This is a genomic window from Mycobacterium sp. SMC-4 (assembly GCF_025263265.1).
In the GTDB taxonomy this organism is placed as follows: domain Bacteria; phylum Actinomycetota; class Actinomycetes; order Mycobacteriales; family Mycobacteriaceae; genus Mycobacterium.
This window is the reverse complement of sequence record NZ_CP079869.1, coordinates 1,794,307-1,809,322: the sequence shown is the minus strand read 5'-3', so window position 1 is coordinate 1,809,322 and position 15,016 is coordinate 1,794,307. Positions and strand designations below refer to the sequence as shown.

13 protein-coding genes are annotated in these 15,016 nt (G+C 66.6%); 7 read left to right on the top strand and 6 right to left on the bottom strand.

The genetic code is table 11. The features are described from left to right. Positions 1–4 precede the first annotated feature (4 nt). Positions 5–1,171 carry an AAA family ATPase gene (locus KXD98_RS08730; RefSeq protein WP_260763354.1) on the top strand — a complete coding sequence of 389 codons (1,167 nt, stop codon included), beginning with the start codon at positions 5–7 and terminating at the stop codon, positions 1,169–1,171. A 3-nt stretch (positions 1,172–1,174) separates the two neighbouring features. Here the strand turns inward: KXD98_RS08730 and KXD98_RS08725 are convergent, their stop codons facing one another. Together KXD98_RS08725 and KXD98_RS08720 are read right to left on the bottom strand one after the other, a co-directional pair. Next, a complete protein-coding gene (locus KXD98_RS08725) occupies positions 1,175–2,062 on the bottom strand; it encodes an SDR family oxidoreductase (RefSeq protein ID WP_260763351.1) in 888 nt (295 codons plus the stop codon). Between the two features lie 42 nt (positions 2,063–2,104). Continuing rightward, on the bottom strand, positions 2,105–2,740 hold the full coding sequence (locus KXD98_RS08720) for a TetR/AcrR family transcriptional regulator (protein WP_260763350.1): 636 nt from the start codon (positions 2,738–2,740) through the stop codon (positions 2,105–2,107). 117 nt (positions 2,741–2,857) lie between these two features. Between KXD98_RS08720 and KXD98_RS08715 the strand changes: the two genes are divergently transcribed. After that, the gene (locus tag KXD98_RS08715) at positions 2,858–4,339 is read left to right on the top strand and encodes a cytochrome P450 (RefSeq protein WP_260763348.1); all 1,482 of its coding nucleotides are present in this window, start codon (positions 2,858–2,860) and stop codon (positions 4,337–4,339) included. Positions 4,340–4,343: 4 nt separating this feature from the next. Here the strand turns inward: KXD98_RS08715 and KXD98_RS08710 are convergent, their stop codons facing one another. Further along, a complete protein-coding gene (locus KXD98_RS08710) occupies positions 4,344–4,823 on the bottom strand; it encodes an alpha-isopropylmalate synthase regulatory domain-containing protein (RefSeq protein WP_260763345.1) in 480 nt (159 codons plus the stop codon). Positions 4,824–5,035: 212 nt separating this feature from the next. Here KXD98_RS08710 and KXD98_RS08705 point away from each other — a divergent pair, with 212 nt between their 5' ends. After that, the gene (locus KXD98_RS08705) at positions 5,036–5,797 is read left to right on the top strand and encodes a sulfite exporter TauE/SafE family protein (protein WP_260765072.1); all 762 of its coding nucleotides are present in this window, start codon (positions 5,036–5,038) and stop codon (positions 5,795–5,797) included. A 4-nt stretch (positions 5,798–5,801) separates the two neighbouring features. Here the strand turns inward: KXD98_RS08705 and KXD98_RS08700 are convergent, their stop codons facing one another. Both KXD98_RS08700 and KXD98_RS08695 read right to left on the bottom strand, forming a co-directional pair. Beyond that, positions 5,802–6,854 carry a phosphotransferase family protein gene (locus KXD98_RS08700; protein WP_260763344.1) on the bottom strand — a complete coding sequence of 351 codons (1,053 nt, stop codon included), beginning with the start codon at positions 6,852–6,854 and terminating at the stop codon, positions 5,802–5,804. Positions 6,855–6,947: 93 nt separating this feature from the next. Further along, the gene (locus KXD98_RS08695) at positions 6,948–7,715 is read right to left on the bottom strand and encodes an SDR family NAD(P)-dependent oxidoreductase (RefSeq protein ID WP_260763342.1); all 768 of its coding nucleotides are present in this window, start codon (positions 7,713–7,715) and stop codon (positions 6,948–6,950) included. A 99-nt stretch (positions 7,716–7,814) separates the two neighbouring features. Here KXD98_RS08695 and KXD98_RS08690 point away from each other — a divergent pair, with 99 nt between their 5' ends. The 4 genes from KXD98_RS08690 (at position 7,815) to KXD98_RS08675 (ending at position 13,758) form a co-directional block, all read left to right on the top strand. Then, on the top strand, positions 7,815–9,323 hold the full coding sequence (locus KXD98_RS08690; protein ID WP_260763341.1) for a molybdopterin-dependent oxidoreductase: 1,509 nt from the start codon (positions 7,815–7,817) through the stop codon (positions 9,321–9,323). 62 nt (positions 9,324–9,385) lie between these two features. Continuing rightward, the gene (locus KXD98_RS08685) at positions 9,386–10,933 is read left to right on the top strand and encodes an ATP-dependent DNA ligase (protein ID WP_260763339.1); all 1,548 of its coding nucleotides are present in this window, start codon (positions 9,386–9,388) and stop codon (positions 10,931–10,933) included. 82 nt (positions 10,934–11,015) lie between these two features. Beyond that, positions 11,016–12,419, top strand: coding sequence for an MFS transporter (locus KXD98_RS08680; RefSeq protein WP_260763337.1), 1,404 nt, complete (start codon positions 11,016–11,018; stop codon positions 12,417–12,419). Between the two features lie 40 nt (positions 12,420–12,459). Beyond that, positions 12,460–13,758, top strand: a complete 1,299-nt coding sequence (locus KXD98_RS08675; protein WP_260763335.1) for an amidohydrolase family protein — start codon at positions 12,460–12,462, stop codon at positions 13,756–13,758. 12 nt (positions 13,759–13,770) lie between these two features. Here the strand turns inward: KXD98_RS08675 and KXD98_RS08670 are convergent, their stop codons facing one another. Then, positions 13,771–15,009 (bottom strand): cytochrome P450, encoded by a 1,239-nt coding sequence (locus KXD98_RS08670; protein WP_260763333.1) that lies wholly within the window; start codon positions 15,007–15,009, stop codon positions 13,771–13,773. Positions 15,010–15,016: the final 7 nt, after the last annotated feature.

Genomic DNA, 15,016 nt, shown 5'->3' with positions numbered 1-15,016 from the left:
GACCATGCTCGAGACAGTGGCGATCCGCGGCTACCGCTCGCTGCGCGACATCGTGGTGCCGTTGCGCCGACTGACCGTCATCGCCGGCGCCAATGGTGCGGGCAAGTCGTCGCTGTATCGCGCGCTGCGGCTGTTGGCCGACTGCGGGCGCGGAGAGGTCATCGCGTCGCTGGCCCGGGAAGGGGGTGTGGAGTCGGCGCTGTGGGCCGGTCCGGAGAGCCTCGGTGCGGCCCGTCGCACCGGCATCGCCGAGGGCGGACCGCGCGCCCGTCATGTCTCGATCGAACTCGGCTACGCCAGCGACGATTTCGGCTATCTGATTGATCTCGGCCTCCCCCAGAACCGTCAGACCGCGTTCCACCGCGACCCGGAGATCAAGCGCGAACTGGTTTTCGCCGGTCCGGTGGCCCGTCCGGCGGCGACGCTGGTACGCCGGGTGCGTTCGCATGTCGAGATCGCCGGCGATACCCCCGGCAGGTTCGACGAGCTGGCGCGCAACCTGGCGCCGCACCGCAGCGTGCTCAACGACTGGGCAGGTGCCACCCCGGAGCTGACACAGGTGCGGGAGCGCCTGCGGGATTGGCGGTTCTATGACGGCTTCCGCGCCGACAGCGGCGCACCGGCGCGTCGCCCGCAGGTGGGTACCCGCACACCGGTGCTGGCCGACGACGGCTCGGACCTGGCCGCGGCGGTCCAGACCATCCTGGAGACCGGCACCGAGGATCTGGCACACATGGTGGCGGCGGCACTCGATGGCGCAACGGTTTCGGTGTCGGTCAACGACGGACTGTTCGACCTGCTGCTCCACCAGCGCGGCATGCTGCGACCGTTGCGCAGCGCTGAACTGTCCGACGGCACACTGCGATTCCTGCTCTGGGCTACCGCGCTGCTGAGCCCGGAGCCGCCCTCGCTGATGGTGCTCAACGAACCGGAGACCTCGTTGCACCCCGAACTGGTGGCGCCGCTGGCCGGGTTGATCACCGCGGCGGCCGAACGGGCCCAAATCGTCGTCGTCACCCATTCGGCGCGGTTGCGTCAAGAACTCGGCGCCGGCCCGATCGGGTCCGATACGCAGGCTTGGGAGATCGAGCTGGTCAAAGACTGGGGCGAGACGACAGTGGGCGGCCAGCAGCTGCTGACCACGCCGCGCTGGGACTGGGGGTCCCGGTGAGCCTCAGCGCCGTTTCTTCTTCGGCCGCAGCGCCCGCGTGAACAGCACGTTGACCTGCTTCATCGCCAGGCTGTAGGGCAACCACAGGGTGCGCTTGAACAGATACAGCGCCCGAATGTCGGCCGAGGTATAGACCAGATAGCGGTTGCGGGCCACGCCGCGCAGGATCTTGTCCGCGGCGACCTGCGGGGACACCGCATGCCCGGCGAAGCGGCGCGTCCAGAACTGCACCCGCGGGTCCTCGCGGTCCACCCCGACGATGGCGACGGACTCCACCAGCGGGGTCTTCACCGCGCCGGGCACCACCACCGAGACGCCGATGCGGTGTCGCGCGAGGTCGAAACGCAGCACCTCCGAAAGTCCACGCAGTCCATACTTGCTCGCCGAGTAGGCCGAGTGCCAGGGCAACGCGACCAGCCCCGCCGCCGAGGACACGTTCACCAGCTGCCCCCCGCGCCGGGCCGCCATCATCGGCGGCACAAACGTCTCGATGATATGGATCGGGCCCATCAGGTTGATGTCGATCAACGACTTCCAGTGCTGGTGGGTCAGCGTGTCGACAGTGCCCCAGGCTGAGATGCCGGCGATGTTCATCACGACGTCCATGGCGGGGGTTTCGGCGTGGATATCCGCGGCGAACCCGGCCACCGCCTCGTAGTCGGTGATGTCGAAGGCCCGGTGCTGTGCGACGGTGCCTCCCAGCGCGCGCGCATCGGCGACGGTGGCGGCCAGACCGGCGGCGTCGCGATCGGTCAGGTACAACTCGGCGCCCTGTTCAGCCAGCTGCAGTGCGGTGGCGCGGCCGATGCCACTGGCGGCCCCGGTGACCAAACACCGTTTACCGGCGTATCCGTCCCGGAGAAGTTTGCGGGGTCCGCTGCGTCGCGCCATGAGAGCCGACCTTACCGGCGAGCCCTGGCCGCCCCGGGCGGGCTAATCGCGCAGATCCCCGCCGCCCCACAGCCCATAGAGCCACAGCCGTTCGACGATCTCGACCGCGCGGGTGATGTCGGCGTCACGTCCGATGAACGCGCTGTCATGGGTCAACGTCATCGTGGTGGTCGCCGCCAGGGTGCGGATCAAAGCCGGCAGATCGCTGCTGATCGGCTGGGCTCCCTCATCCTGTCCAACCAGTGCGACGATGCGGTCGATGATCTTGTCGCCGAAGTCGTCCATCATCGCGCGGATCTGGGCATCGGTGTAACGCGCGGCCGCGCAGGCCTGCATCACCGGGTTGTTGGTCGCGTAGACCTTGGCAGCACTGCCGACCATCCGGGTGGCGAACTCCGAGGGCGTCTCCCCCGGCTCCCGGGGCGCGAAGTCGTGTGTCAGCTCGATGAGTTCGTCGCGGGCCTCGTCAAGGATCACCGCCAGCACCGCGTACTTGGACTCGAAATAGAAGTAGAAGCCGGACCGGGCCACCCCGGCGCGCTCGCTGATCGCGCTGACCGACAGTTCGGCGAACGATCGCTCCTCGAGCAGTTCGCGCACCGCGGCGACAATCGCGTCGCGCTGCCGGTCGCCTCGGCTGCGCCGGTCCTCCGCAGAGGGTGTCGGTTCGGCGGTCATGACTCCAGACCTTGTCATCGGAACTGAGCTCGCTCAAACTTGACATGCGTCAAGTCTCCCCACCAGGATGGGGTGAAGGTGACATCCACCACAAGCACTTCTGTTCAGGAGCGTTCAATGGCGACGATCAGCACCAAAGACTACTGGATTGACCAGGCAAAACGACGGCTCAAGCCGACGCCGGTCACGATCCCGGGTATGGGCGCACTGGAGAAGAAGCTCCTCGAGACCGAATTCAAAGAGATCACACTGGCCGAGCCGCCCGCCGGCAGCGGACTCAAAGCGGTCAAGGGAGACAACGGTCTACCGGTGATCGCGCACATGATCGAGATGTTCCGCGGCGGTCCGGATTTCATCCTGCACCAGTACCGTCGGTACGGACCGATCTACTACTCCGGCTCCCAGGTGCTACCGGCCGTCGCGGCACTGGGCCCCGATGCGACGCAGGCGGTGTTCACCAACCGCAACAAGGACTTCTCGCAGCGCGCATGGGACCCGGTGATCGGCCCGTTCTTCGAGGGCGGGCTGATGTTGCGCGACTTCGACGACCACCTGTATCACCGCCGCATCATGCAGGAGGCTTTCACCCGCACCCGGCTGGCCGGCTACGTCGAGCACATCGACTCGGTGGCGTCATCGGTCGTGGCCGACGATTGGGTGGCCAACGACCCCCGGTTCCTGTTCCATCCCGCGGTCAAGGAACTCACCCTCGACATCGCGTCGGTGGTGTTCATGGGCCACGAGGCGGGCACCGACACCGAGCTGGTCACCACGGTCAACGAGGCGTTCACCACCACCACCCGGGCGGGCAATGCGATCGTGCGCAAGCCCGTACCGCCGCTGACCTGGTGGCGGGGTATTCAGGCGCGCAAGACGCTGGAGAATTACTTCAACGCCCGCATCGCCGGAAAGCGCGCCTCGGAGAGCACCGACATGTTCAGCGTCCTATGCCATGCGCAAGACGAAGAGGGTCGCAGCTTCACCGACGAGGACGTCGTCAGCCACATGATCTTCCTGATGATGGCGGCGCACGACACCTCCACCTCGACGTTGACCACGATGGCCTACCACCTGGCCGCCAATCCCGAGTGGCAGGACCGCTGCCGCGACGAGTCGGCCCGAATCGGCGACGGCCCGCTGGACATCGAAGCACTCGAAAAGCTCGAGACCTACGACCTGGTGATCAATGAGGCGCTGCGGATGATGACGCCGCTGCCGTTCAACTTCCGCCAGGCCGTGCGCGACACCGAGCTACTCGGCTACTTCATTCCGGCCGGCACCAACATCATGACCTGGCCCTCGCTCAACCACCGGCTCCCCGAGCTGTGGACCGACCCGGAGAAGTTCGACCCGGAGCGATTCGCCGAGCCGCGCAATGAGCACAAGAAACACCGGTACGCGTTCGCGCCGTTCGGTGGCGGCGCGCACAAGTGCATCGGCATGGTGTTCGGCCAGCTGGAGATCAAGACGGTCATGCACCGCCTGCTGCGCAAGTACCGGTTGGAACTGGTGCACCCGAACTACACCCCGCGCTACGACCACGGCGGGATGTCGGTGCCGATCGACGGCATGCCGATCATGCTGCGCCCGCTGCACTGAGAGGTCAGCTCAGCAGCCGGTTGGCACAGGCCACCACGGCCTTGAGTGCCGAGGTGGTGGGGTCCTGTGACCATCCCAGCGCCCACTGATCGCGACCGTCACGGCTACCGCGGATGAAGGTCGCGGTATGTGTGCCGGCTGGCAACTGGTGAAACGCGGTCATCTCGACCGCGACCCCACACTCGTGCAGCATCTCGGTCAGGGCGGCGACGGGTCCACATGCGGCCGCGCGCGAGGTGGTGATGCGGTCTCCGACAGCCAGCGTGGCCTGGTAGTTGCGCGCCTGCGGCCCGAGCCGCGCGGCGGGGCGCTCGTCGTCGGTGCACGACCACTGCCCAAGCTTGACCGGACCGGTGCTCGGCGCGTACTCCACGAGGAAGTCCTCGAACGAGATCTCCGCGGCGTGTTCGCGCAACGCGCGGGGCATCGGAGCGTCGATGTGAGCAGCGAAACACACCTCAGACGAGGCAAGTTGAGAAGTCATGTGCCGGCCTTGCAGATCGTGAGAAGGTGACCGACGAAGTAGCGACGACCCACAGCGAGGGGTCGGTCAGGATCAGACCCCGCTGCGGGTTGCTACTACGAGTCGTCTCGGCACGCCCGCGATCCTAAGCCGGTCCAGCTGGTCGGCGCAAATACTTTCGCGCCGCCCCGCGGGGTGCGCGGCGAGTCCGCAACGTTGACACAATGGCCGAGATGTCATGGGTACAGGCGCTGTTGTTGGCCGGCGCCGGTGTGCTCGGCGGCCTGACCGGCAGCATCGCCGGCCTGGCCTCGGTGGCGACGTACCCGGCCCTGCTGTTGATCGGCCTGCCACCGGTCGCGGCCAATGTCACGAACACCACCGCGCTGGTCTTCAACGCCGTCGGTTCGATCGCGGGCTCGCGGCCCGAACTGGCCGGTCAGGGTGCCGAGCTGAAACGACTCATCCCGGTGGCTGCGGCCGGTGGCGCGGCGGGGGCAATCCTGCTGCTGTCCACGCCGGCCGAAGGGTTCGAGAAAGCGGTACCGGTTCTCCTCGCTGTCGCCTCGGTGGCGATTCTGCTACCGGTGACGGTCCGGTCCGGCATCGTGGTGAGCGCGCGTCGGCAGCGACGGACGCGGTACCTGCAGGGCGCGGCGATCCTGGGCATCTGCGTGTACGGGGGTTACTTCGGCGCGGCAGCCGGCGTGCTGCTGCTGGCACTGCTGCTGCGCGCCGGACGGGCGCACCTTGCGGTGGCCAACGCCGCCAAGAACGTCCTGCTGGGTACTGCCAACGCGGTGGCCGCGGTCATCTTCGTGGTGGTCGCGCCGGTTCGCTGGGACGCCGCGATCGTGCTGGGTCTCGGGTGTCTGCTCGGCTCGCGGCTGGGTCCGGTGGTGGTCCGGCACGCGCCGTCCGGACCGATGCGGATCGCGATCGGGTTGTCCGGGTTGGCGCTGGCCGTGCAGCTCGGTTGGGACGCCTACCGGTGACCGGTCAGAGGAACGGATTGTCCCCTCGCGCGACCTGGGTGCCCAGTTCGACCAGGTTCTGCGCCGAAGTGTGCAATCGCTCGCCGGCTTCGGAGCTCGCCTGCCCGGCCAGGTACCGCGACCAGGTGCCCTCGATCACGATCGCGAGTTTGAAACAGGCCATCGTCATGTACCAATCGACGTGGTGGGTGGGTCTGCCGCCGGTGTCGCGGTAGGCCTCGAGCAGTTCGGCGCGGGTGGCCAGCCCGCCGAGAGCCGATAGCGCGGACCCGACGTCGATCGGGTTGGGTCCGTCGGGCCAGCAGATCAGCATCCAACCCAGGTCGAGCAGCGGGTCGCCGACGGTGCACATCTCCCAGTCGATGAACGCCGCCAGTTCCGGGACCTCGCGGCGCAGCAGCACGTTGTTCAGGTGCGCGTCGCCGTGCATGATGCCGGGCTCGGAGTCCGGGGGGCGATGCTGTTCGAGCCAGTCGGCCAGCGCATGCACCGACGGGAAGGATTCGGGCGCGTAGTGGTCGTGGCGGTAGCTTTCGAGCAGCCGCAAGAACTGCGGAACCTGACGGGCCAGAAACGATCCCGGGCGTTTGATCCGGGCCAGCGGGCTGCCCTCCCACGGCACGTCGCCCAGCCGGGCCAGGCTGGCGGCATACGACAGACCCACTCGATGGCGCATCTGCGGATTTCTCAGGTACGCGTCACCGACCTCGGTGCCGGGGTTGAACCCGTCGACGGCCTCCATCAGGTAGAACACCACGCCGAGCACATCGAGGTCTTCACAGCCGGCGATCAACTCCGGATGCGGCACGCTGGTGCCTTTCAACGTGGTCAGCACCGCGATCTCACGACGCATGGTGTTGTCGCTGGTGGGCCGTGGATGCTCAGGCGGGCGTCGCAACACCATCGGGCGGCCGTCGACAAGCAGACGCACCACGATGTTCTGCGACCCACCGGTCAGCGGCGCGACGTCGGACACCGTGGACCCGAGGCCGGTTCGTCGGATCCAGCCCTGCAGTGCGCGCTGATCGGACTCGCTGAGCGTGGCGTCCACGGACATGCCCGACATCGTGTCAGGTCGCCCCGGCACTCAAGGACCGAACCGGACAACGCCCCGAAAGCGACTGTCCGGCAGGTGAAGGTCGCGCGGTGTCTACTTCGGGGCGAAGCGCTGGCCGGCGTCCAGGCGCAGGCACTGGCCGTTGAGCATCGGGTTCTCCACGATTGCGGCGACCAACTTGGCGTATTCCTCCGGCTTGCCGAGGCGCTTCGGGAACGCCGCGTCCTTGGTCAGCGCCTTGACGTATTCGTCGGGAATGCCCTCGGTCAGGCCGGTGGCGAACAGGCTCGGCGCGATCGCCAGCGCCCGGATACCGAGGCTGCCCATGTCGCGGGCCATCGTCAGGCTCATCCCGGCGATCGCCGCTTTGGACGCGGTGTAGGCGACCTGGCCGATCTGTCCCTCGAACGCCGCGATCGAGGCGGTGTTGATGATGACGCCGCGCTCCTCCTGCTCGTCATCGACCAGATCCTGCTGGCTCATCTGCCAACCGGCCAGCCGGCTGATGTTGAAGGTACCGATGAGGTTGAGGTCGATGGACTTACGGAAGGACTCCAAGCTGTGCGGGCCGTCCTTTTTGACCGTGCGCTCGGCGATGCCGCCGCCGGCGGTGGTGACGATGATGTGCAGTGCGCCCAGCGCGTCGATCGTCTGCTGCAGCACCTTTTCGGTGCCCTCGAAATCGGTGATGTCGACCTCGACGAAGGAGCCGCCGATCGCATCGGCCACTTCCTTACCCTTGGACTGCGGACGGTCCAGCACCGCGACGTCCGCGCCGCGCTGCGCCAGCAGCTCCGCCGTCGCCTTGCCGAAGCCGGAGGCTCCGCCGACGACGATGGCCTTCTTGCCCGAGATCTCCACGCCAATCCCCTTTCCAAAAAGTGCTCGAATCGTAAAGCAACCTAGCCGATCATCATTCTGTAAGGCTTTCGGGTTCCCGGCGGCGGTAGTTTGGCGCCCATGAGACCGGTCGGCCTGCGGGCCCTCAGCGGGGTCGCCGCAGCCGCCACCGCCCTCGGCGTGGCCCAGCTGACGGCCGTGGTGTTCGGTGCGAATGCCGATGTCCGCACCGCGGTGGGATCGTCGGTGATCGAGCTGACACCGGGCTCGGTCAAGGAATGGGCGATCCAGACGTTGGGCACTGCCAACAAGTCCGTCCTGACGGTGTCGGTGCTCCTCGCGATCGCGCTGCTGGCCGCGGTCGCGGGCATGGTGGAGGAGCCCCGACGCCCGTTCGGTACCGCGATGATCGCGGCGGCCGCCGCTCTCGGCTGTGCGGCGGTGCTGTCGCGCACCGGGTCGACCGTGCTCGACATCGTCCCGACCCTGCTCGGCGCCGCCTGCGGCGTGGTGGTGTTGCGCTTCCTGGCCGCCACGCGCTGCGCTGAGGCCGACTCCCCCGATCCCGGCCGGCGGGCCTCACTTCTGGGGTTGGGGTTTCTGGCGGCCGGCGCGCTCAGCGGTGTCGCCGGTGTCGTGATCAGCCGTCTGACCACGTCGGTCTCCGGGGAGCGGGAGGCGTTCACGTTGCCGGATGTGGATGTGCCCGCCGCGCCGATACCGCCGACGGTGCAGCCCAACGGTGTTGACCTGCCGTCCTTTGTCACCAGCAACGCCGACTTTTATCGCATCGACACCGCGTTGACCGTGCCGCAGCTGCGCCGCGACGACTGGCAGCTGCGCATCCACGGCATGGTTGATCGCGAGATCACCTTTGGCTTCTCCGATCTCGACGAGTTCGAGGTGGTCGAGGACGTGATCACGTTGACCTGCGTCTCCAATCTGGTGGGTGGCAACCTCGTCTCCAACGCGGTGTGGAGGGGATATCGGGTCTCAGACCTACTCGCCCGCGCCGGTGTTCACGACGACGCCGACATGGTGCTGTCGATGTCGGTCGACGGGTTCACGGCCGGGACTCCGATCGAGGCGCTGACCGCCGGGAACGCGCTACTGGCGGTCGGGATGAACGGTGAACCCCTTCCCGTCGAGCATGGCTATCCGGCGCGTCTGGTGGTCCCCGGCTTGTACGGCTACGTGTCGGCGACCAAGTGGGTGGTCGACCTGGAGGTCAGCCGATTCGATCGTGCGCAGGCGTACTGGACACGATTGGGATGGGCGGAGCGCGGTCCGATCAAGACCGCCTCGCGAGTCGACGTACCGCGGGCCGGACAGGACGTCGCCGTCGGTCCGGTGGTGTTCGGGGGCGTGGCCTGGGCGCAGAATCGAGGTGTCCGCGCCGTCGAGGTGAGCATCGACGATGGTCCGTGGCAGACCGCCACTCTGGCTGATGGTTACTCCGGCCAGACGTGGCGGATGTGGAGTTTCGACTGGGACGCCCGCGACACCGGGTTTCACCAGATCGCCGTGCGCGCCACCGACAACGCCGGGTACACCCAGACACCCGAGAGGGTCGATCCCATCCCCGACGGCGCCACCGGCTGGCACACGATCACGTTCGCGGTCAGGTGAGTTCACGGGCGCGCGACCCTGACCTTTCCCGCGATGTCCGACCGGCGTGCCAGGCTGGATTCGTGCACCTGCTCGATGTCGCGACCACCTCCGCCGAGGTCGGCGCCGCGTCGTCCCGGCTGGCCAAGATCGCCAGGATCGCCGAGTTACTGGGCCGCGCCGGAGGTGCGGGCGATGCCGAGCAGGTCGCGGTGGTGGTGTCATGGCTGTCCGGCGAGCTGACCCAGCGGCAGATCGGTGTCGGCTGGGCTGCGCTGCGCAATCTTCCCGCGCCGGCGTCAGACGCGTCGCTGACGGTGTCTGAGGTGGACGCCCGGTTCGGACAGATCGGCCAGGTGGCGGGTAAGGGCTCGCAGACCCGGCGCGCCGAATTGCTCGGGGCCTTGTTCAGCGCCGCCACCGCTGCCGAGCAGACCTTCCTACGCAGACTACTCAGCGGCGAACTGCGCCAAGGGGCGTTGACCGGGGTGATGGCCGACGCCGTCGCCACGGCGGCCGGGATACCCGCCGAGGCGGTGCGTCGCGCCGCGATGCTCGGCGGGCAGCTGCCTGCGGTCGCCGCGGCCGCGCTGACGGGCGGTGAAGCCGCTCTCGGACAATTCACCCTGCAGGTCGGCCGGCCGGTGGGGCCGATGTTGGCGCAACCGGCCACCAGCGTCGGTGATGCGCTGCAACGTCTCGGCGGCACAGCGATATTGGAGGCGAAGCTCGACGGCGCGCGAATACAGGTCCATCGTCGCGGGCACGAGGTATCGATCTACACCCGCAGTCTCGACGACGTCACCACGCGGCTGCCCGAGGTGGTCGACGCGGTGCTGGCGCTGCCGGTCACCGACGTGATCGCCGACGCCGAGGCCATCGCCTTGCGGCCGGACGGACGCCCGCACCGGTTCCAGGTGACGGCTTCGCGCTTCGGCCGCCGGAGCGGATCGGCCACCGGCACACAGGTTCAGCCGCTTTCGGTGTTCTTCTTCGACCTGCTGCACGTCGACGGTGTGGACCTGCTCGACCGCCCTGCACAGCAGCGGATCGCCGCACTCGACGCGATCGTCCCGGTGGGCCGGCGAGTCGATCGGCTCCTGGCATCCGAAACCGGAGCGGCGCAACGGTTTCTGGATGCGACGCTGGCCGCCGGTCACGAAGGTGTCATGGTGAAGTCGCCGACGGCGACCTACGAGGCCGGCCGGCGCGGCGCGGGCTGGTTGAAGGTCAAGCCTGTGCACACCCTCGACCTGGTTGTGCTGGCAGTCGAATGGGGTTCAGGGCGGCGCAGCGGCAAGTTGTCGAACATTCATCTCGGCGCTCGCGACCCGCACACCGGCGGATTCGTGATGCTGGGCAAGACATTCAAGGGCATGACCGACCAGATGCTGAGCTGGCAGACATCTCGGTTCCTCGAGCTGGCCACCGGCCCCACCGACGGTTACGTGGTGACGGTTCGCCCCGAGCAGGTCGTCGAGATCGCTTTCGACGGCATCCAGACGTCCTCGCGCTACCCCGGCGGCATGGCGTTGCGATTCGCTCGGGTGGTGCGCTACCGCGACGACAAACCCGCCGCCGAGACCGACACCATTGACACCGTGCGCGCGCTGTACGAGCGCGCGAACTGAGGGCTGTTCGGGGCGTACATCATCCGCGCCGCCGCGGTCGCTGGCATGATGTGCCTCTGCCAACGCCGTGGGAGGTGCGCTGATGGCCAGTACCGTTGCCGGCGACGACCTGGTCGCGGGGGTTCCGCGACGACGCATCGTGGTCGCGTCGATGGTCGGTACCACCATCGAGTTCTACGACTTCTACATCTACGCCACCGCCGCCGTTTCGGTGTTCCCGCACCTGTTTTTCCCGAAGAGCGATTCGACGACGGCCCTATTGGCATCGCTGGCCACCTTCGGACTCGCGTTCGTGGCGCGTCCAGTGGGCTCGGTGCTGTTCGGGCATTTCGGTGACCGGGCAGGCCGAAAGACCACCCTGGTCGCTTCGCTGCTGTTGATGGGCATCGCCACCTTCGCCATCGGGCTACTGCCGACATACGCCCAGGTCGGCATCATCGCACCGGCCCTGCTGGCGGTCATGCGCTTCTGCCAGGGGCTCGCCCTCGGCGGCGAATGGAGCGGGGCAGCCCTGCTGGCCACCGAGACCGCCAAACCGGGCCGGCGAGGGTGGGCCGCGATGTGGCCGCAACTGGGTGCGCCGTTCGGGTTCTTCCTGGCCAATGCACTGTTCGTCGGACTGATCGTCTGGCTCGGACACAGCAACGTCAGCCCCGACCCGGACGGGCCGTTCCTGACGTGGGGCTGGCGGGTGCCGTTCCTGCTCAGCGCGGTCATGGTGGCGATCGGGCTCTATGTCCGGCTGCGCATAATGGAGACCCCGGTCTTCACCCGCGCGGTCCAGCGCGGCGAGAAGGTGAAGGCGCCGCTGACCGAGGTGTTCCGCACCAGCTGGCGGCAGCTGATCATCGGCACCTTCGTGATGCTGGCGACCTACACGATCTTCTACATCGTCACCACCTGGGCGCTGAGTTTCGGCACGGGCAAGCCACCGCCGGACGGCACCGGTCTCGGTTTCGGTTACGTCGAGTTCCTGCAGATGCAACTGATCGCGGTGCTGTTCTTCGCCGGAACCCTGCCGCTGGCCGGACTGCTGGCAGACCGCATCGGGCGGCGGCGCCTGCTGCTGGTGGTGACCGGCGGCATCATGGCCTACAGCGCGCTGTTCGCCCCGATGCTGGGATCCGAAGACACCTCATCACTGACCATGCTGTGGTTCCTGATCATCGGAATGACGTTGATGGGCTTCACTTTCGGACCGATGAGCGCCGTATTGCCCGAACTGTTTCCGACCAACGTGCGCTACACGGGCTCGGGAATCTCGTACAACATGGCCAGCATTCTTGGCGCCGCGGTGGCACCCTTCATCGCCACGTGGCTGGCAACCCGGTACGGGGTTGGGTGGGTGGGCCTGTATTTGTTCATCGCGGCCACGCTCAGCTTCGTCGCGATCATGATCATGCGCGAGACCAGGGACGCTTCGCTGGATTCGGTCGATCGTTCGGGCATTGTCCGAGCGGACCCTGGCCATCCGCCCGAGCGCTAAACTGTCGCCCATACGGTAATCCGCAACAGGACGGACAGTCATGCATAAGGACGACATGATTTTGATCAGTGTGGATGATCACATTGTTGAGCCGCCGGATATGTTCAAGAACCATTTGTCGAAGAAGTATTTGGATGAGGCGCCGCGGTTGGTGCATAACCCGGATGGGTCGGATACGTGGCAGTTTCGGGATGTGGTGATTCCGAATGTGGCGTTGAATGCGGTGGCGGGTCGTCCGAAGGAGGAGTACGGGCTGGAGCCGCAGGGGCTCGATGAGATCCGGCCGGGGTGTTGGCAGGTTGATGAGCGGGTCAAGGATATGAATGCCGGCGGGATTTTGGGGTCGATGTGTTTCCCGTCGTTTCCGGGTTTCGCGGGGCGGTTGTTCGCCACCGAGGACGCGGAGTTTTCGTTGGCGTTGGTGCAGGCCTACAACGATTGGCATGTCGAGGAGTGGTGCGGGGCCTATCCGGGGCGGTTCATTCCGATGACGTTGCCGGTGATCTGGGATCCCCAAGCCTGTGCGGCCGAGATTCGGCGTAACGCCGATCGTGGGGTGCATTCGTTGACGTTCACCGAGAATCCGGCGGCGATGGGCTATCCCAGTTTCCACGATTTTGAGCATTGGAAGCCGATGTGGGATGCGCTGGTCGATACCGACACGGTGCTCAATGTGCATATCGGGTCCTCGGGGCGGTTGGCGATCACCGCCCCGGATGCGCCGATGGATGTGATGATCACGTTGCAGCCGATGAATATCGTGCAGGCGGCCGCGGACTTGTTGTGGTCGCGGCCGATCAAGGAGTATCCGGATCTGAAGATCGCGTTGAGTGAGGGTGGGACGGGTTGGATTCCGTATTTCCTGGAGCGGGTGGACCGCACCTATGAGATGCATTCGACCTGGACCGGTCAGGACTTCGGCGGCAAACTGCCCAGCGAGGTGTTCCGGGAGCATTTCCTGACCTGTTTCATCGCTGATCCGGTCGGGGTCACTACTCGGCATCAGATCGGGGTCGACAACATCTGCTGGGAGGCTGATTACCCCCACAGCGACTCGATGTGGCCCGGGGCCCCCGAACAACTCGACGAAGTCCTCACCGCCAACAACGTCCCCGATGACGAGATCGACAAGATGACCTACCAGAACGCCATGCGCTGGTATCACTGGGACCCGTTCACCCACATCCCCAAAGACAAGGCCACCGTCGGCGCCCTCCGCAAAGCCGCCGAAGGACACGACGTCACCATCCAAGCCCTCTCCAAGCACGACCACGGCGGCGGCGGAGCCTCAGACTGGCAGGCCCGAATGGCAAAAGTCACCCAGAACACCAACGGTTGAGCCCGGACGGACTCACCCTGACATCGTGTAGCGAATCGGCAGGTGCTTGAGCCCACCGACGAAGATGGTGGCGGTGTGCTCAGGCTTGCCGGCCAGTTCGACTGAGGTCAGCCGTGGCAGTAGCTCACTGAAGAAGCTGCTGATCTCCATCCGGGCCAGCGCCGCGCCCAGGCAGAAGTGCACCCCGTATCCGAATGCGATGTGCTTGTTGGGATCTCGGGCGATGTCAAAAGTGGACGGGGCGTCGAAGACGTCTTCGTCGCGGTTCCCTGACGGATAGGACAGCAGAACCGACTCTCCGGCCGAGATCTTGACGCCCCGCACCTCGGTGTCCTGCTGGGCGGTACGCATGAACTCCTTGACCGGTGTCACCCAGCGGATCATCTCCTCCACCGCCAGCGGCATCAGGTCCGGGTTGCGCTGCAGTCGGCGCAATTGGTCAGGGTTCTCGATCAGCGCCTGCAGGCCACCGGAGATGGTCGCACTGGTGGTGTCATGCCCGGCGGTGGCGACGATCAGGTAGTAGGAGACCGTTTCGATGTCCGACAGCGGTTCACCGTCGATGCGCGCATTGGCGATCGCCGACGCCAGGTCCTCGGTCGGGTTGGCACGCCGGGCAGCGGTGATCTCGTTGAAGTAGTTGAACATGTCGAACAGCGCAAGCCCACGCTCCTCCATACTCTCCCCGCGCTGGAACTCAGCGTCGTCGCTGCCGAACAGTTCCTGGGTGTAGGTCAGCATCCGCGGAAAGTCCCCCTCCGGGATGCCCAGCAGCGACATGATGACGTACAGCGGGAAGTTGACGGCGACCTCGGAGACGAAGTCGCACTCCCCGCCGCGGTCGGCCATCTGGTCGACGAACGACTTCGCCAGTTCGTCGACGCGGACTTTCAACGCGCGCATGGCCTTGGGTCGGAACCAGTCGGCGCCGATGGCCCTGATCTTGCGGTGCTGCGCGTCGTCGAGGTGAATCAGGGTGCTGATGCCCATCGTCGCGTGCTGGGCGTCCCCTTCTGCTGTCGTCAGCACGGGCCGCGGCGAGTTCGTGAAGACCGTGTTGTTCCGCTCGATCGCCATGATGTCGGCATGCTTGGCGACCGCCCAGAACGGGTTGTAGCCGGGTACGTCGACCCAGGACACCGGAGCGTTGGCCCGCAGATGGGTCAGTGCCGCGTGCAACCGCGACTCGTCGGCATAGGCCGTCGGGTCGGCGAACACCCGGGCCGCTTCGTCGGCGATTCGAACGCTCATCGGGTCT